Source organism: Mesorhizobium sp. M7A.F.Ca.US.010.02.1.1 (genome assembly GCF_004023085.1).
Classification (GTDB): domain Bacteria; phylum Pseudomonadota; class Alphaproteobacteria; order Rhizobiales; family Rhizobiaceae; genus Mesorhizobium.
Window position 1 is genome coordinate 37,600 of sequence record NZ_RZRV01000028.1, and the last position, 18,366, is coordinate 55,965.

The 18,366-nt window shown below is 61.5% G+C and carries 15 protein-coding genes; 7 read left to right on the forward strand and 8 right to left on the reverse strand.

The window, feature by feature from the left end:
* The first annotated feature begins 175 nt into the window (after positions 1 to 175).
* Both EOA19_RS24105 and xth read left to right on the forward strand, forming a co-directional pair.
* The gene (locus EOA19_RS24105; protein WP_245486277.1) at positions 176 to 1,408 is read left to right on the forward strand and encodes an ROK family transcriptional regulator; all 1,233 of its coding nucleotides are present in this window, start codon (positions 176 to 178) and stop codon (positions 1,406 to 1,408) included.
* Positions 1,409 to 2,172: 764 nt separating this feature from the next.
* Entirely contained in the window at positions 2,173 to 2,958 is a 786-nt protein-coding gene (gene xth / locus EOA19_RS24115) for an exodeoxyribonuclease III (RefSeq protein ID WP_128304997.1), read from the forward strand.
* 94 nt (positions 2,959 to 3,052) lie between these two features.
* On the opposite strand, the gene ligD is transcribed toward xth, so the two are convergent.
* Positions 3,053 to 4,825, reverse strand: coding sequence for a DNA ligase D (gene ligD, locus EOA19_RS24120; protein ID WP_128304998.1), 1,773 nt, complete (start codon positions 4,823 to 4,825; stop codon positions 3,053 to 3,055).
* Positions 4,826 to 5,188: 363 nt separating this feature from the next.
* Between ligD and dapF the strand changes: the two genes are divergently transcribed.
* Positions 5,189 to 6,091 (forward strand): diaminopimelate epimerase, encoded by a 903-nt coding sequence (gene dapF / locus EOA19_RS24125; protein ID WP_128304999.1) that lies wholly within the window; start codon positions 5,189 to 5,191, stop codon positions 6,089 to 6,091.
* A gap of 25 nt (positions 6,092 to 6,116) precedes the next feature.
* On the opposite strand, the gene EOA19_RS24130 is transcribed toward dapF, so the two are convergent.
* The 7 genes from EOA19_RS24130 to EOA19_RS24160 form a co-directional block, all read right to left on the reverse strand.
* Positions 6,117 to 7,268: an ABC transporter ATP-binding protein gene (locus EOA19_RS24130; RefSeq protein ID WP_128305000.1), complete on the reverse strand. Its 1,152-nt coding sequence runs from the start codon at positions 7,266 to 7,268 to the stop codon at positions 6,117 to 6,119.
* 4 nt (positions 7,269 to 7,272) lie between these two features.
* Complete coding sequence (locus EOA19_RS24135; RefSeq protein ID WP_245486278.1) at positions 7,273 to 8,418, reverse strand: ABC transporter substrate-binding protein; 1,146 nt, start codon at positions 8,416 to 8,418, stop codon at positions 7,273 to 7,275.
* The gene (locus EOA19_RS24140) at positions 8,415 to 9,254 is read right to left on the reverse strand and encodes an ABC transporter permease (RefSeq protein ID WP_128305001.1); all 840 of its coding nucleotides are present in this window, start codon (positions 9,252 to 9,254) and stop codon (positions 8,415 to 8,417) included. Before EOA19_RS24140 ends, EOA19_RS24135 begins: the two co-directional genes overlap by 4 nt.
* A complete protein-coding gene (locus EOA19_RS24145; RefSeq protein WP_127297664.1) occupies positions 9,251 to 10,129 on the reverse strand; it encodes an ABC transporter permease in 879 nt (292 codons plus the stop codon). Before EOA19_RS24145 ends, EOA19_RS24140 begins: the two co-directional genes overlap by 4 nt.
* 625 nt (positions 10,130 to 10,754) lie before the next feature.
* On the reverse strand, positions 10,755 to 11,588 hold the full coding sequence (locus EOA19_RS24150; RefSeq protein ID WP_127297663.1) for a DeoR/GlpR family DNA-binding transcription regulator: 834 nt from the start codon (positions 11,586 to 11,588) through the stop codon (positions 10,755 to 10,757).
* 51 nt (positions 11,589 to 11,639) lie between these two features.
* Entirely contained in the window at positions 11,640 to 12,413 is a 774-nt protein-coding gene (locus EOA19_RS24155; RefSeq protein ID WP_127297662.1) for an SDR family oxidoreductase, read from the reverse strand.
* Between the two features lie 12 nt (positions 12,414 to 12,425).
* Positions 12,426 to 13,853 (reverse strand): ADP-dependent glucokinase/phosphofructokinase, encoded by a 1,428-nt coding sequence (locus EOA19_RS24160; RefSeq protein ID WP_245486280.1) that lies wholly within the window; start codon positions 13,851 to 13,853, stop codon positions 12,426 to 12,428.
* 239 nt (positions 13,854 to 14,092) lie between these two features.
* Here EOA19_RS24160 and EOA19_RS24165 point away from each other — a divergent pair, with 239 nt between their 5' ends.
* The 4 genes from EOA19_RS24165 (at position 14,093) to EOA19_RS24180 (ending at position 18,363) form a co-directional block, all read left to right on the forward strand.
* Positions 14,093 to 15,109, forward strand: coding sequence for a hypothetical protein (locus EOA19_RS24165; RefSeq protein ID WP_127297661.1), 1,017 nt, complete (start codon positions 14,093 to 14,095; stop codon positions 15,107 to 15,109).
* 127 nt (positions 15,110 to 15,236) lie between these two features.
* The gene (locus tag EOA19_RS24170) at positions 15,237 to 16,523 is read left to right on the forward strand and encodes an extracellular solute-binding protein (protein ID WP_127297660.1); all 1,287 of its coding nucleotides are present in this window, start codon (positions 15,237 to 15,239) and stop codon (positions 16,521 to 16,523) included.
* 65 nt (positions 16,524 to 16,588) lie between these two features.
* Entirely contained in the window at positions 16,589 to 17,530 is a 942-nt protein-coding gene (locus tag EOA19_RS24175; protein WP_127297659.1) for a sugar ABC transporter permease, read from the forward strand.
* Positions 17,527 to 18,363, forward strand: coding sequence for a carbohydrate ABC transporter permease (locus tag EOA19_RS24180; protein WP_245486282.1), 837 nt, complete (start codon positions 17,527 to 17,529; stop codon positions 18,361 to 18,363). The genes EOA19_RS24175 and EOA19_RS24180 overlap by 4 nt, the downstream gene beginning before the upstream one ends.
* Positions 18,364 to 18,366 lie beyond the last annotated feature (3 nt).

Sequence of the window (18,366 nt, forward strand, 5' to 3'; positions counted from 1 at the left end):
ACGATCCGGGCGCGCACTGTCTGGCCACGCATGGGCGCGGCTGGAACGTCTCGGCCGCAGCAACTTCAACGCTGCGGGCGGCGAGCGCGGGTTCCGCAAGTTAAATGGGGAGACGCCGGTTTTGTCCGGAAAAGGCAGCAACTCAGTCAAAGTTCGGCACTACAACGAGCGTTTCGTGCTTGATACCATTCGGCGTCTCAAGGAGGCATCGAAGTCCGACCTGGCACGCGCGGCGAATCTAACGCCAGCGGCGGTCGCCGCCATTGTCGACGGCCTGGAGTCGTCCGGATTCGTAAAGCAAGTAGGAAAAAGGTTTGGGCAGCGCGGTTCACCGTCCACCCTCTACCGACTTACCCCCGAGCGGATCTATAGCGTCGGCATCAAGATCGGCCGGCGCGCGCTGGAAGCCGTGCTCGTTGATTTCGCTGGCGAGGTTCGAGCCCGCGAGTCGCACGAATACCGCTTCCCGGATCCCGATCTGGTGCTCAAGGCCGGAAATATGTCGCTGGCAACTTTCGACAAGGTGGTCACCGGACTTCGCGATGCCAGCATTGTCGGCGTCGGCATCGCTTCGCCCTATTTCCTCGGCGGCTGGAGTGAGGAACTCGGCTTCCCCGACGATCTCGGCAGCCGCTGGGAGGCGATCGACCTGACGACATTGTTTACCACCAGGGTGAAAACACCGGTTTTCGTCGAAAACGACGCGTCATCGGCGGCGCTGGCCGAACTCATCCAGGGCGCCGGCGCGCGGTTCCGCGATTTCATGCATATCTCGATCGACACTTTCGTTGGCGGTGGGCTGGTGCAAGGCGGCAAGGTCCATACCGGGCCGCACGGCAACAGCGCCGCACTCGGGCCTTTGCCGGTTTCGCCCTCAAGCCTCGATTCGGTCGCGGCCAAGCCGGCGCGCTACCAGAGCCTGCTGCATCGCGCCTCGATCTATGTGCTGGTCAATCATTTGAGGACACGCGGCGTGGTGATCAACCGGGTGCGGGAGCTCGATCCGCTGCCGCCGGAAGCGCGCGCGCCTTTGTTCGAGTGGATCGACGATTGCGCGAGCGCCCTGGTCGAGGCCATCATCGCCATCACCTCCATCATCGACATTGAGGCGATCGTTCTCGACAGCATCCTACCGCGGCCGATCCATCTCGAGCTGCTGGCAAGGGTGCAGACACGGTTCAACCAGATCAGCGCCATCGGCATCGTCGCGCCGGAAATCGTCTCCGGACAATTCGGCCCCGAGGCTTCACCGATCGGCGCGGCCATGTTGCCATTCTCGGCACTGCTGGCCCCCGACAGCGGTGTGCTGATGATCGGCAAGGACAAAACGAAGCTTCTAGGCAGCTTATCAGCGTTAGCTGACTCCGGCGCGTCGGGCGTTCCGGTGCCATCGGATGCGGTCGTGTGAGAATGCACGATGCCATACAGATCATCATCCCGGACGAGCGCGGGTAGCTTCTGGTTTGCCCTCTCAACTTCGTCCCTGCCTTCGCGCAATTCGGGCTCGATAAACTGCAGGTCTAGAGCTTGATAGATTTTCTTCTGTCGCTGACGCTTCGCGCAATCGGATTAGCCCGCTAGTTCTGTGGTGAGGAGATGGGTGAAGGGGCACGCGATGGAAGGCGGGATTTGCGATTGAATTCGACGCCGGGTCCATAGGACGCCTGTCAGGGCTCAATAGCGGAACAGCCGCTTTACCCATATGGCCTCCCAATCAAGGGCGACCAGGCTGCGCCCGATCCTGACATTGAATCAGTCGATAGACAACGACGATGGCCGCATTGCTCCCTGCCCGAGAGCTCGCTCCCGCTCGGCCGGACTCCCCTACCGCTGTCGTCATTGAACTTTCCCCACGTTCGGCGGTTAAGAAGAGCCAGGATGAGCGATGTCGAAATCAGATGAGACAGGGCTCGACGGCGTGCGGTCGACAAGGGCTCGTTCCCGTCCCATGAAAGGACAGGACGCAGAGGCGAAGCACGTCATCGAGACACATCATCTTTCACCAGCTCAGGCGCGGGAATGGTGCGGCGGTATGGGAACGACTGGCAGAAAATTGGCGAGGCCGCACAGTCCTACAAAGGCGAGTGAGAAGTTCCTGTGCAGGGTAGTGAGGGATCAACTGCTGAGCCATTCACCTTGATACCGCGTGAAGAGTTTTGGAGAGAGCTCCTGATGACCCGCATCGCAACATTCAACGTCAACGGTGTGAACGGTCGCCTGCCTGTGCTCATCAAGTGGCTGGATCGGACCGACTATGACGTCGTGTGCCTTCAGGAATTGAAGACCTCGGATGAGAAATTCCCCGCCGAAGCCATCAGGAACGCCGGTTACGGCGCAATCTGGCACGGGCAAAAATCCTACAACGGCGTAGCCATACTCGCTCGTGGAAAAGAGCCGTTGGAGCGCCGTCGTGGGCTTCCGGGCGATCCTGACGACACGCACAGCCGATATATTGAGGCTGAGGTGGATGGGATCGTCGTCGGCTGCCTCTACCTGCCCAACGGCAATCCCGCTCCTGGCCCGAAATTCGAGTATAAGCTGCGCTGGTTCGACCGCCTGATCAGCTACGGCCAGCTACTGCTCAGGGAAGGTGTCCCAAGCATTCTCTGCGGCGACTACAATGTCGTGCCCACCCCGATCGATGCCGTGGTCCCGCGACGTTGGTTAGGCGATGCAGTCTACTTTCCGGAGAGCCGGCAAGCCTATGCCGAAATGCTTGATGGCGGCTGGATCGATGGCGTCCGCCGCACCCACCCGGAAAAAGGCGTCTACACCTATTGGAACTTCGCCTACCAGGGCGGCTATGATCGAAGTTCCGGCCTGCGGATGGATCATCTTCTGGTCAGCCCATCACTTTCGAACAGGTTGCGCGACGCCGGCGTCGACGCTGACGTGCGAGGCTGGGAAAAGCCGAGTGATCATGCGCCAGCCTGGATTGAACTCGACCCAGTCCGGTAAGGACACGACGTGATCCGTCCGTTCGGATAGCTACGTCTCTTCTCCAATTGCTATCGAAATACCCGGCGAGAATCTTCATTTCCCGCGTTTGCGCTCACGCAGCTTTTCTGACCGCTGCCCTGAACCGACGGTCGATCGTGAAGGCATCTGGACGGATGGCTGCCTCAACCTGGCTCCAGGTCACCGGATGGGCGATTGGAAAACCGCGGCGCGCCCGTGGCGAGAAGGCGCCCACCGCAGTGCTGCCCCGACCATTGCGGAGGTAATCAATGAAGATGCGGCCTGTTCGAGCCGACGGCGAGGCCGAAAGTAGATAGCGGTCCGGATGCGCTTCAGCGAGCCGATTGGCGAAGGACCTGGCCAAGAGGCGGCCGCTGTCGTGCGTGATCTTGCTCTCCAGCGGGACCATCAGGTGAATGCCTTTGCCGCCAGTAACCTTCGGCCAGCTCTCCAGCCCTTCCGCTTCCAGGATGTCGCGGAGCGCCAGTGCGGCCTCGATGACTTGCTCCCACTCGACGCCCTCGCCGGGGTCAAGGTCCAGAACAATACGGTCGGCATGTTCGATATCGTCGACGGTGGCGTTCCAGGGATGCAACTCTACCGCATCCATCTCGACCAGTCCCAGCAAACCGGCAAGGTCGTCCACCCACACGCGCACACCTTCGCCACCCTCGCGCTTCTGCAGCCGCAATTGATGCACTGCCGCCGGGATCTGCGGCAGTGCGCCTTTGTGATAGAAGGTCGCGCCATGAGCATGGCGGACCAGCTTCAGCGGTCTGTGGCCGAGATGAACCAGGGCATGATCCGCAACCCTCTCCCAGTAACGCGCAAGCTCGTCCTTGGAGGGCGAGACAGCGTCAGGCAGCAATTGCAGGATGTTTTCACTGGGAACGCCATGTTTCCGGGTTGGCCCGCGTCGCTTCGATGGGGCTGGAGGCTTGGCCGGGATCGGCACGAGATCTTCGCGCAAACCCTTGAACACTGCCTCGCGCAGCACGCCGCGATCAGTGACGCCGCTGAATTGCACCTCGGCCAGAACGTCCGGTCTCACCCAAGTTGCCTTGGGTTTCACAATGGGCTCTGATAATGGCGACTTGCTGATGATCAGCGGATCAAGCCGCTCCCGAACGAGTTTCGCAGCGCTCAAGGTGTACCCACTGCGAGCCTTCCCGGCATAGAGCAGTCGGTTGCCCTCGCGGCGCCCGATATAAAGCGATGCAATGCGGTGCGGGTGAGCACCAAGTTTCTCTACGAAAGCCACGATAGGGAAGGTGTCGCTCTTGATGCACTTTACCTTCAACCAACTGGTCTGAACCCCCGAGCCGTAGGTCGCATCGACGCGCTTGGATACGATCCCCTCCAACCCCATCCGGCAGGCATGTTGAAACACATCCTTGCCGCTTACCTCCAGATGTTCGGCATAGTTTAGTGTCGGCGCGGTGTTCTCCAGTAGCCTCTCCAGGGCTGCCTTGCGCTTCACCAATGGCTGTTGCCGAAGATCGCGCCCATTAAGGTGCAGCAGGTCGAAGGCATAGAAGATGAGCCTCGCCGAATCTGGATTGCCCAACTCCCTTTCCAGGGCTTGGTAATCCGGAAGGCCGGTGTCGCCGAGAACGACAGCCTCCCCATCAATGATTGCGGTCTTCACCGGCAAGCCCGCAGCTGCTTCAACTATCCGGCGGTATCGATGCGACCAGTCGTAGCCACGGCGCGTGAACGCCCGCGCTTTGCTGCGCTCAATGATGAGCTCGGTGCGGTAGCCATCGTACTTGATCTCGTGGATCCATTCGCTGCCTTCGGGCGCCGTCGCGACCAGAGTCGGCGACTGAAACTCAACGAAAGAGAGTCCATCTGCGGCCTTACTCATGCACCCTCCGAACGGCGATTCAAGACGCAGTGAAGCGATAGGTTCCAGAAATCTTAGCGAAATGGCATGTTCGTCTGCGTGCACCGGGTCTGGACCAGCCGGCCGCGAGGGAGATCAACGACGCTGCGGTGTAGCGCCCGCCGCAACGGCTGCTTCGGGGCCGGTTAGGCAGCCTCGGGGCTGGGATTTTCAGAAGCGGAATTTTAACCTGACCTGGAGATCGCCGTGATACAGACGTTCAGTGGGATGAGTTCTGGCGTAAGCCGGAAAGATGCAAAGCAGGTGTGAGCTTGGAATGGCCGCATCAGCGACACCAGGTCGGCACAATTTTCATAACGGCGCGGCCAGTGTAGATTGGCATTCATGGACGATATTCTCAACAGCAAACGTCTTCACGTGCGCCATGCGCTCGAAGCAATTGATTCAGCCGAACGGCCATTTGTCAAAATGCATGGGCTGCGCAATCATTTCGTGATCTTCGACAGGCGGATCGACCGGCGCGCCTTCCGACGGGCGGACATCGTCAGGATCTGCGACCCGCGGATCGGTGTCGGCGGCGACCAGGTGCTGACCATCGAACCGCCATCATTAGCTGGGGCTGCTGCCGCCATGCGCATCTTCAACATTGACGGCCGTGAGGTTTCAGCCTGCGGCAACGCTACTCGGTGCGTCGCCCATTTGCTGATGGAGGAGACCGGCGCAAACACGCTCGCCTTCGAAACGAAAGGCGGCCTGCTGAAATGCCGCCGGACCGGCGCCATGGAGGTCAGTGTCGCGCTCGGTCCGATCGGCTGGAACTGGCGCGATTTTCCACTTTCGCACGAAGTCGACGTGGCCGACCTGCCGGTCGAAAGCGGCTCGCTTCGTCATGGCATGGGCTTGTGGATCGGCAATCCGCATGCCGTCTTCTTCGTCGACAGCCTCGCCGATATCAACCTGGCGCGAGACGCGGCACCCATCCACGATAGTCCGCTGTTCCCCGAGGGCGTGAACGTGAGCGTGGCGGAACTCGTGGATGCCTCAACGATCCGTCTCGCCGTATGGGAGCGACCCGGCATCGCCACGCAGGCGTGCGGAACCGGCGCGTGCGTCGCAGCCTTCGCCGCGCGCCGCAAGGGTCTCACGACAAGCGAGCGCTTCACCGTGCATCTGCCGGCCGGCCCGCTGTCTGTCGAAATCCACGACACCATGGCCGTCATGTCCGGTCCGGTCGCCTATTGCTGCTGGGGCGTAGTTGCCGCCGAGACGGTATACGACTTCGACTGACACCGCCGCGCCGCCGGGGAGCGCCTCAGGCGATACGCAGCCCGTTGGCATCCAAGAGAACGCAGCCGGGGGGATCGAAGCCGACCTCGATAGCCTCGCCCTCGCGCACGAGCTTGCCGCCGCCCGGCGTGCTGGCGCGCACAATAGTCTTGCCGCCGATGTCGATCTCGTAGATCGCGCTGCCGCCGAGATAGGAGGTGGAGACGACGCGGCCGGACAGCCGGTTTCCGGCGGCTGCCGAACCGACCGATAGCTTCTGCGGCCGCACTACCACAGTGACGGCAGCCCCTTGCGAAAGCGGCTTCGGTGAAACAACCTCCACCGATTGACCAGCTGTAAGCGTGACCGTCGCCTTGCCGCCGTCGGCGGCGCTGACAGTCCCCGCCAGCATGTTCGCCTTGCCGAGAAAATCGGCGACGAAAGCGGTGGCCGGGGTCTCGTAGACCTCCTGCGGCGTGCCGATCTGCTCCATCGACCCGGCGTTCATGACGACGATCCGGTCGGACATCGACAGCGCTTCTTCCTGGTCGTGGGTGACGAAGATAGCGGTGATGCCCGTCGCCTGCTGGATCTTCTTGATCTCGACCCGCATCTCTTCGCGCATGTTGGCATCGAGCGCCGAAAGCGGTTCGTCGAGCAGCAGCACCTCGGGCTCGAAGACGATGGCGCGCGCCAGCGCGATGCGCTGCTGCTGCCCGCCTGAGAGTTGCGACGGCAATTTCTTCTCGCTGCCCGGCAGCCGCACCATATCGAGCGCCTGGCCGACCTTGCGGGTGATCTCGGCCTTCGGCACATTGCGATACTTCAAGCCGAAGGCGACATTGTCGAAGACATTCTTGTGCGGGAAAAGTGCGTAGCTTTGGAATACGAGACCAATGTTGCGCTTATAGATCGGAATGTCATCGACTCGCCGTCCACCGATCAAAATTTGGCCGCTCGAAATGTCGACCAGCCCAGCGATGGAGCGCAGGATGGTCGTCTTGCCACAACCCGATGGACCGAGCAGGGTAACAAAGCTGCCCTTGCGGATCGCCAGCGAGAAATTACGCACCGCGATGAACTTCCCATAGGCAATGTCGATATCGCGGAATTCAACCGCGGGGGTGTCCAGCCCCGCCGCTGCAGGGGACAACACCCCGGCCGAGCCCGGCCGGGGTGCTTGCTGAGTGGTTGCCATTCCGTCAGGCGCCCTTCGATATCCGGTCCCACTGCTTGGACCAGGCGTCCTCGTTGTCCGCCCAATATTTCGGATCGGCGAAGGTCAGCGCCTTCATCGAGCCGGTCGGATCGAAGGCCGGCAGTTTCTCGATCTTCTCGGTGAGCTTGACCTTGGTCGGGTCGAGCGACGGCGGATAGCTCTGGCCTTCGGCCACTGCGATAGACGTTGCCGGATCGAGCATGAAGTTGATCAGTTCCTCGCATTCGGCCATCGGCGAGCCTTTCAGGATCAGCATGTCCTCCATCCAGGCGTAGGAGCCGGCCGGGTCGAGATAGCCGATCGGACGGCCTTGATCCTGCAAGGAAGCGACGCGGCCCGACCAGGCGTCGGTCACCACGATCTCACCCTTGGAAAGCAGGTCCATCAGTTCGGCGCCCGAACTCCAGAACTTCTTGGCAAGGTCTCGCGTCTCACGCACCTTGGCCCAGACGGCGTCCATGTCCTCGATCTTGTTGGGATCCTGGCCGGTGGCGAGCGCGGCGTACCAGACCCGCGTGGTCATGTCGGCATAGCCGCCGATCCTGCCGGCGTACTTCTTGTCCAGGAGCAGCCCTGCCCCTTTTTCCTTCGCTTCCTCCGGCGAAATGACGGTGGTGTTGTAGGCCAGGCCGGTGGTGCCATAATCGTAGGGAACGGCCGACAGCTTCGGCGTCAGCTTGCGGAACGGCTCGATCATCGGCTGCAGCACATTCGTCATGTTGGGAATGTTGGCCTCGTTGATTTCCGAGGTCATCCCGGCGTTCACGTATTTGATATAGTAGTTGACGCCAGACGAATGGACGACTTGAAAGTCGCCCGGCTTCGACGTCTTGACCTTGGTGATGATCTCGTTCTCGTCGCCGAACGTGCCCTGCACCACCTTGATGCCGGTCTTGGCGGTGTAGGGCTGGAAGGCGTACTTTTCGATCGCGTCCTGCACCGTGCCGCCCCAGCCGTCGAAGCGGACCTCCGTTGCGGCTGCGAGCGCGCGGCCCATCCACGGCATCGACAGACCTGCGGTTGTCGCGGCCGCAGCCGTCAGAGTCAGGAAGGTACGGCGGCTCAGGTCGCCATTATTGTAGCGTTCCTGCAGCCTTTCCAGCCGTCTGGTGTTGGACAGTTTCATCATGCGTTCTCCCTTGGTTCGTTGCGTTTTTTCAATCGAGTAAGGCTTTGCAGGATCAGGCCTCCGATCAGCGGTATGCCGACCGTCAAAAGGATCATGACAGTGCCCAGAGCATTGATTTCCGGGCTGATCGATATTTTGAGCATCGACAGAATCTGCGTCGGCATCGTCTCGACGCCGGCCGGCCGCCAGAACAGACTGGCCGAGGTGTTGTCGAAGGAAATGGTGAAGGCAAGAAGCGCGCCCGCAATCACCGCGGGAATGAGCAGCGGCAGCGTGATCTCACGGAAGGAGGCAAGACGTGAAGCGCCAAGTGAAAGCGCCGCCTCTTCATAGACGCGTCGTACGCCGACCATGCGCGCCTGGACGATCAGAACCACATAGGGCACGGCCAACAGGATGTGGCCCAGCACCAGGATGAGCAGCGTACGCGGCTCGTCGACCGCCTTGATGAGCACCAGCAGGCCGACGCCGAGAATCGTCTCAGGCACCAGCGCCGGCAAGATCACCAGCGTGCTCAGCATTTGCTTGCCGCGAAAATCGAAGCGGACGAGCGCGAAGGCCGTCACCAGCCCGATGGCGGTGGTGACGACGGCGGTGACGAGCGCGATCCACAAAGAGGTGCGGAAGGCGGCAAGCACCTGCTCGTTGCCCATCAGCTTGACATACCATTGCAGGCTGAAGCCAGTCATCGGGAAGCCGCCGAACATCGAGGAATTGAACGACAGGATCACCGTGGCGACGATCGGCGCGAACATGAAAACATAGACCAGAACGGTTATGAAGCCGGTCAGCCGCCAGGCCCATCTGCCTTCCCTGTCGCCGGTTCGTGCCGTCATCCACCCAACCCTTTGACGATCTGGGACATGCCCATGTAGCGGGTGTAAAGGGCGGCGAAGAAGCCGAGCACGACGAAGAGCACAATGGAAAGGGTGGCGCCCATCGGCCAGTTCAATTGGCCCATGATAGTGTCGTAGATCAGGTTGCCGAACAGCGCGTCACGGCCGGAGCCGAGGAGTTGCGGCGTCACGTAGGAGCCGGCCGCCAGCACGAAGCAGAGGAGCAGGCCGGCGGCGAGGCCGGGCAACGACAGTGGCAGCGTGACCTCGCGGAAAGCCTGCGCGCTGGTGCAGCCCATGGAACGGGCCGCCGAGATCAGTGTGCGGTCGATGCTTTCGAGGCTGACATAGACGTTGAGGATCATGTACGGCAGCAGGAAGTGCAGCAGACCCATGATGACCGCGCCTTCGGTGTAGAGCATCGGCAGCGGTTCATGGATCAAGCCGAGCTTGAGCAGCGCGACGTTGATGACGCCCTGTTCGCCCAGGATGTTGATCCAGGAAAAGGTGCGGATGGTGAAGCTGATCCAGAACGGCACGATCAGCAAAAGCAGCAGCAGCCATTTGTGCTTGAAGGTCGTCGCCCAGATAAAGTAGGCGGGAAAATAGCCGAGCACGCCGCAGATGAGCGCGGTCATCGCGCCGACCCTCAGCGTCTTGAACAGGAAGCCGTGATAGTAGCTGTCGGTCAGGAACTCGTGCCAGTTCGCCAGCGTCAGCGTGCTCTGCTCGACGCCGGCCGTGACGAAGGTGAAGAAGGTGTAGATCATCATCACGGCGATCGGCAGCACCAGGAAAAAGATCAGCAGCATCAGGACCGGCGCGACCAGCATCCATGCCAGCCGTGGGTCATACAATGTCCATCCCTTGGTCATTCGCGCCCGAATTTTGGCGCCGTCTCTGCGGCGCTTGTTGTTCCCTGGGCCCAAGATTGGGTCACCGGGGCGAAGATGTCCACACCCAGCCGACAGATTCCATCCTACAAGGATGATGCACGTGTAGACGCCAATGCCGAAAAGATATCGTTGGCGTGGCCAAACTGTCATCAATTATTTGCCACCAGCAGCAGCTTGAATTCTATAGGCCGCCAAACCAACCAAGGATATCGGAATGGACTGAGCATGCACAGAAGGATGTCCGCTTTAGTTACGTGCGGGGCTCGCTGAGCGACCGATATGAGGGCGCGAAGCCGCCATTCTTTTCAGGATTGAGAGTAGGCGTCGGCTTGGAGACAACCAAGTAAGTGGACAATGTGACTGGCGGCACTCGTCAGAGGTGACGCCGGCCGGACGCGCAGCAATTGGCGATAGCCGCGCTCGATCATCCTAAGCCCGTCGCACTCGCTGGCCTTGAGAGTATCCGCGACCTTCAGGGATGGTGCCTACGGCATGGCTAGGGATCGCGGGCAACCGGGTGAATCGACCGGCGACGCGACAGCCAACGCTCACTTTGCCGGCTTCGGGCGCATCCAAATTGACCTAGCGTGTTGGCGTCGGGTCATCACAATTGGGGCCGCCGTGAAGCCGGCGAAGTGCTGACGCTAACCACCGTCACTTTTCGATCGGCGGAGTGCAACGACGAGAGTGCATCCTGGGAGATACCCTCGTCGGTGATCACCTCGTCGATCTCGGAAATATCCGAAAGCGTGCAGAAACCAGGTGCGGTGAACTTCGAACTGTCGACGAGCAGGATCGTCTTGCGGGCGGACGAAATCATGGCGCGCTTGAGCGACGCCACCTCCAGCGAGGTTTCCGTCAACAGCGTGCCTGTCACGGCCGAAGCACCTGTCATGCAGAGATCGGCATGGAGCGTCTTGATGAAGCTCTCGCCCGGCTCGCCAGCGAGGTGCCGGTAGCCGGGACGGACGGTGCCGCCGGGCAGGATGATGCGCCAGGATTTGATGTCGGCCGCGAAATCGGCAATCTGGAGACTGTTCGTCACCACGGTCAGCGGCAAATCCCGCTCGGCGGCGGCGCGCACTACCTCCATGACAGTCGAGGAACTGTCGAAGATGACACTATCGCGAGCGCTCAGCCGCTGCGCGGCCTCACGGCCGATCGCAACCTTTTCTGCATGCTGCAGCTCCGCATTGACGGTCATCTCGCGTTCGAAGGTGGCGCGCATGGGCTGCAGCAGGTGCGCCCCGCCATGGGTGCGCTCGAGATACCCCTTCTCCACCAGATGTTCGAGATCGCGCCTGACCGTCGATTGCGATCCGCCGATCGTGTCGGCGAGCTCCTGGATGCTGGCCGCGCCGCTTACGCGCAGGTGCTCCAGGATCAGCGCCTGCCGTTTGGCAGGAACGATATCGACGCGTTTGGTCAGAGACTCCATGCTTCACCCCGCTTGATGGCCGACCGATTCTCAGGCCAAACCAGTCAATCCCTACCAAATGGTATAACCGCAATCCACAACCACGACCGCACCGGTCATGGCGCTCGCCGCATCCGAGGCGAGGAAAAGGATGGGGGCGGCAATCTCGTCGGGGCGCGCAACGCGCTTCATTGGCGTCATCTCCATCCATACCGGCATCAGCCCGTCGTCAGTGAAGCCGCCACGCGACATGACGGTATCGACATAGGTCGGCGCGACGCAGTTTACCCTGACGCCGCGTTCGGCCCATTCTCCCGCAAGCGACCGTGTCATGTGGTGGACCGCTGCCTTCGCCGAATTGTAGTGCACCTGACGTTGCGGCTTGTTCGAGATCAGTCCGGACATGGAACCGAGCGTGACGATCGAGCCACGGCCACGCTGGAGCATGGGCCTTGCGAACTCCCGGCAGGACCAATAGGCGCCGTTCAGGTCGACGTCGACCACCTTCAGCCAGACCTCGTCGCTCATCTCCTCCCCGCCGGTGTCGGGCCAGGCGATCCCGGCATTGGCGATCAGGATATCGACCGCGCCGTGGCGCTCGTTGGCGGATCGCGCGGCTGCGGCAACTGCCTTGGAATCGGTCACGTCGAGTTGCACCGCCTCGACGTCGTGGCCGTTGCGCTTCAGCTCGGCACGCCCTGTCTGCAGCACCTGCGGATCCATATCCGATATGATGACCCGCGCGCCGGCCTCGGCAAGCGCTTCGGCTGTCGATAGGCCAATGCCACGGCCACCGCCGGTGATAAAGGCAGTCTTGCCATCAAGGCGGAACCGTTCGAGAAACATGAGGATTGTCCTTCAGGCGTGTTGGAGGCTGGCATCAGCATGGCGGTTGCGTCCGAGGATGAGCAGGCAGCCGGCCGTGAAGCTGTCGCCCAGGCCGAGCGTCGTCGCGGGCTTCTCCACATAGGGCGATGCGCAGGCAACGAAGGTCCAGCGCCCCTTGCGGACGGGCGTCTCGAAGGGAAGCGGATGGAACTCGGCCGTCGGCGCGATCGCGATGGTTCGTGCCGGTTCTCCAGTCGCCGCCCTGGCACTGGCGATTGCGCAGCCTGCCATCAGCGCACGTTCCTCTTCCATCGGATCGTTCAGGGTCACAGCGGCGGCCCAGGTATCGGCATGCACGCAGACTCGCTCGAGGTCGAAACGCTGGCCGAGGGCCACGAGCGCCTCCATGGGATGATGGGCAGACGAGTTCATGGCAAGCAGTTCGGAATGGCTCATTCCAAGTGAGGTGATCGAGCCGCTTGTGTGGGAAAGGAGCTCCTCGATTGCCTGCTGCGTCGCATAGCCCGCCAGTTCGAAATGGATCGTCCGGAGCCCGGCTGCCTTCCAGTCGCGGCTGAGCGCGAAGACGTGGCGGCTGGCGGCGCCGACATTCTCCACCGCTTCGTCGTTCAATCCGGAAAGCAGCCCGGCGGCGGCCGACGCCGCCAACCGGCGCGACATGGCCTCGAAATCCTTGTCGCGCTGAATGCCGCGGTCGCAAAAGCGGATGATGACCCGTGAGGAACGAGGCGGCACGACGGCGCCAATCGCGCGGCCGGCCGTGAATTCGAAGATGAAGATTTCGGGGATGTGCCGGCCAGCGGTCGACACCGCATCCGACGTCTTGAGCCTGCCCCTTTCCGCCAGCAGAACGCCTGCCGGTATCTGCCGCAGCATTGCCGCGTGGCGATCCTCGAGGGCGACCACGGAGCGGACGCCAAGTTGCCCGAGCACCCAGGCCGCCTGAGGCCCGGTTCCGCCCAAGGCATAGCGCGGCCGTAGCCGCTCGCGCAGCCATGCCGGGCCTTCCGGCCAGTCGAACCGTACCTCGCCGCCCACACCGCGGGCCGCACGGGATAGAAGGAGGTTGGCAAGTTGCGCCGCGGGCGTATCGGCGGGCGCGTCCAGAAGCGGCTGGATGTCGTGCATCTCGACCAGCGCGTCGACGCACGCGCTGATGCCGCACAAGAAAAGGCCCGCCGACGAAAGGGCGTCCGCGCCGAGCGGACCGGTCCGTGGATCGATCAGGGCGGAATAGCGTTCTGCGCACGACGTGGCGAAACCATCACTCAAGGCCGCGATCCTCCTCACCCGACGCTGCCAATTGCTATCATTATCTTCCAAATCGTCAATGCGATTTTTGCCGTCCGCGCCTGAATTGGGCAGATGAGCCGTCACGAGCCTTGCCTTTGCGCAGCGCAGCAAGAAATTTTTCTGCAAGTGATCAAATTGCTTCAAATATCACGTGTATCAAATTTTTCTGTTTGTAAACAAATGGATACTGCAACAACGCCTCTCGGCATCAAAGCGAATCCGCAGCGAACGCTGAAAAGCGAGCCTGCTTCAGCACGAACTTAGAAAGATTTAGACAGCTATTGACAGATTATGAGAAATATCCGCATATGAAGCCTAGCCTGGAGCGGCGAAGCAAGAGCGCCGACAGCAAGGCCTTACAACATCTCTACCGAGGAACACCTATGCTTACGAGACTCGACAGGAAGCTGGCGAACATCCGCGCAGGCCGCTACAAACCGACTGATTTCGTCATTGCTGATGCCAAGGACAGCGATGTCGGCGCCGGCGTGACCGCTACGGGCTTCGACTATTCGGTCAAGCCGCCGCGCCGCCGCAGCCGCCAGGAATTCATCGCCCAGATCGAGGAGATCATCAAACAGGACATCGTCGACCTGATGCTGGTGTCGCAATCCAACCTTGATCTTCTCGACGAGCGCGGCGCCTTCTTCGGCAGCGAGATGAAGCCCGCGATCCGCGGCAATCTGGAAACGATGTGCTGGGGCGCCGTGCGCCACGGCACCTATACGCAGCAGCCGTCAGTGCCCTTCCGTGATACCAATCTCTTGCGCGCAATTGCCAGCTATCCGAAGCGCGGTACCGACCTTGCCCTCTATTCGGTTTCCTTCAGCAACGATGTCGAACTCGACATCCGCACGCTGAATGAATTTGCCGCCTTCCGCGCCGAGGCGGCCCGGACCAATTTCAAATACTTCTACGAGGTCTTCAATCCGAGCGTTGACATCGGGCTCGACCGCGAGCAGATCGGCGAATTCGTCAACGACCACATCATCAAGTCGCTGGCGAGCGTGCCGCAGGCCGAACGTCCGCTTTTCCTGAAGACGCCCTACAACGGCCCGAAAGCGCTTGAGGAGCTCGCCAGTTTCGACTCCGAGCTGATCGTCGGCGTGCTCGGCGGCGGTGCCGGCACCACGCGCGACACGTTCGAGCTCGTGGCCCAGTCGGAGCGCTATGGCGCTCGTCTGGCGCTCTTCGGCCGCAAGATCAACCTCGCCGAGGCGCCGCTTCACCTCATCGTCTTAATGCGGGCGGTTGCTGACGGCACGGTGGGCCCGGAAGAGGCGGTGCGCGCCTACCATGGAGACTTGCAGAAGCTTGGGCTGACGCCGACCCGCTCGCTCGCGGACGATCGGGTGATCACGGAAGACGTGCTGACGGTCGCGGCCGCCAAGGCTGCCTGACACCGGAACTGGTGAGCGGTGGAGAAATATCCATCGCTCAGTTTAGAACGTGACCCGATGGGTCACTGCGCCCGCGAGTGAGGAGGCTCGCGACGCGCACCACGTGGGAGAAAAAGGGAGGAATAAAATGAGGAAACTGCTGTTTCTTGCGACGACGATCGTCGGCGCCGCTCTTGCTGCTGCTTCGGCGAATGCCGAACAGAAAGAGGTTACAGTCTGGTCCTGGTTCATCCAGAGCACGATGGACAAGTCGATCGCTGCCTTCGAAAAGGTCCATCCGGACGTCAAAGTCAAGTACACCTACTACAACTACTCGCCCGAATACATCACCGCCCTGAAGGCGGCGGCGGCCTCCGGGAGCCTGCCTGACGTGATCGGGCTGCAGCCGGGTTCGCTCACCCAGCAGTATCGCGAAAATCTCGAAGCCGTGAACGAACGCGCCGCCAAGCAGTGGGGCGACAAGTGGGCGGAGAAGGTCTTCCCCGTCAACCGCAAGCAGATGTTGATGGGCAATCCGAAGGGCGATGAGAATTATTACATCATCCCGCAGGAATCGCAGGTACTGTGCATCTGGTACAACCGCAAGATCTTTGAGAAGCTCAATCTTTCGCCCCCGAAGACCTATGCCGATCTGAAGGCGGCAGCCAAGACGCTGACGGACAACGGCTATATCCCGATGTTCCAGGGCGCGGCCGACGGCTGGCAGAATGAGAACGTCTTCCTCATGCTCGCCAACCAGTTCTCGCCGGGCATCGTCGACAAGGCCCAAGCCGGCGAAACGCTCTGGACGGCGCCGGAACTCGTCGCGGCCATGAAGGCCTGGAAGGGTCTCTTCGACGACGGCATCTTCCAGCAGGGGGCGCTCGGGGCGCACGCCTATCCGACCGGCGCTCAGCTCTTTGCACAAGGCAAGGTCGGCATGATGGCGCTCGGTTCCTGGTGGATGCAGGAAAGCAAGTTCCCGCCGCCGCTTTCGGAGTATGTGCAGAACATGGACGGCTTCGATTTCTTCTATATGCCCCCCGTCAAGGATGGCAATTCCGCCAGCCCGCCTGTCGGCGGTATCGACATCGGCTACGGCCTGACCAAGAACGGTGGCAAAAACCCCGAAGCCTGGACCTTCCTTGCCGAACTCACCAACGGCGTCGGCCTGCAGGAGGCGTTGAACGACCTCAACGACCTTCCCGCCTTCGAGGGCAATTCCCCGAAGGGCGACATTACCGATCATGTGAAGGAGATTTCGGCCCGCTTCATGGCTGATCTGCCCAAGGCGGAAAACCAGCGCTTTGCCTCGCCGGCGGTCGCAGAAGCGCTCGACAATGCCCTTGCCGGTGTCGCGGCCGGCAGCATCGAGCCGGAAGCAGCACTCGCCACCGTTCAGGCGGCGACCGAGAAAGCTCTCGCGGCGAAGTAGCCCACGACCAACTGCCGGGCGCGGAGACGCGCCCGGTCCTTTTTCAGTATAAGATGGCGAGCATCATGAGCGCAGAGGCCATGCGAGCCGGGGCCGCCGTCGCGCCGGTGAAACGGCGATCGGGATCCAGAGCTTCGACGCTCTATCTATTCGCCTTGCCGGCAACGCTGCTGTTTGTCGTCTTCGTCGCCTATCCAATTCTGTGGGTTGCCGAGCAAAGCTTCTACTCCAGCAGGACGGATGGCGGAGCGGTGTTTGCCGGGCTTGCCAACTACACGAGCGTTCTCAGCGATCCGACCTTCTGGACGGTGGTGCGCAACATGTTTCTGTGGGGCGTCATCACCATACCGGTGCAGATGCTGATCGGCGGGCTGCTCGCCTATTTCATCGAGCGGCATACGCATGCGCTGCGCGGCTTCTTCCGCACCATGTTCTTCCTGCCCGTGGTGACTTCGGTTTCGGTCATCAGCCTGGTGTGGGTACAGATCTACGCGCCCTATTACGGCATCGCCCAGGAATATCTGAAGCATGTAGGCATCGTCATGATGACATCGCCGATCGGCGACCCGAAGACCGCGATCTACGCACTGATCATCGTCAACATCTGGCAATGGACCGGCTTTTCGATGCTGATGTACATCGCCGGCATCGCCAACCTGCCCAGCGAAGTGCTTGATGCCGCCCGCATCGACGGTGCCAAGGGCTGGCGGCTTGCCGTGCATATTATTGTGCCGATGCTGGCGCCGGCGACGAAATCGCTGCTGCTTCTGGGTGTCATCGGCACGCTGCAGACCTTCCCGATCGTGCATCTGATGACCGGCGGCGGTCCGAACCGGGCAAGCGAGGTGTTCGGCACCTTCATCTTCAAGCAAAGCTTCGTGCTGGGCGACACCGGAAGCGGCGCGGCGCTTTCGGTCATCGTATTGGTCATCGCGCTCGCGCTGTCGCTGATCCAGATCGCGGTGCTCGGCGCCCGTCTGTCGCCAGCGGGGAAGGAGGGGCCATGATGGCGCCGCTCGCCCGCAGCCGCATCCGTGGCGTGGTCATCCACGCCGTCCTCTTCATCGTGCTCGGCTTCTGGATGGTCCCGCAGATCTACATGCTGTCGATCGGGCTGCGCACCCCGGCGCAGGCCTTCGACGCCGAACTGTTCACCTGGCCGGTGACCTTCGACAATTTCGTCACCGTGATCCGCGACAATCCGCTGGGTGGCATTTTTCTCAACAGCCTGATCATCACCGTCGCGACGGTGATGATCGTGGTGGCGGTCTCGTCGCTGTTTGCCTTCGCCTGCGCCATCCTGCGGTTGAAGGGCTCGATGCTGCTCTACACCATCCTTTTGACGACGCTGATGGTGCCGCTCGCCTCGATGGTGCTGCCGCTCGCCATCCTGCTCCAGAACTTCGGCTGGGTGAACACCTATATCGGCCTCATCCTGCCCTATGCGGCGCTCGGCGTGCCGTTCGCCATGGTCATCCTCAAGGCCTTCATGGAAGACGCGCCGCGCGAGCTATTCGAGGCGGCGCGCGTTGACGGCTGCAACGCCTGGCAGACCTACTGGCACGTCGCCCTTCCATTGGTGCGGCCGGCACTGGTCTTCGTCACCATCTGGCAGTTCATCGTCACCTGGAACGAATTCTTCCTTGCCCTCATCGTGCTGACCAGGAGCGAGATGAAGACGCTCACCATCGTGCCGATGCAGTATTCCGGCCTCTACATGGCCAACCCCGGTGCGCTCTTCGCCATCCTGACGCTGATCGCGCTTCCCCTCATCCTCCTCTATGTGCTGGTGCAGCGCGCCTTCGTGCGCGGCCTGCTGGCCGGCGCGGTGAAAGGCTAGGCC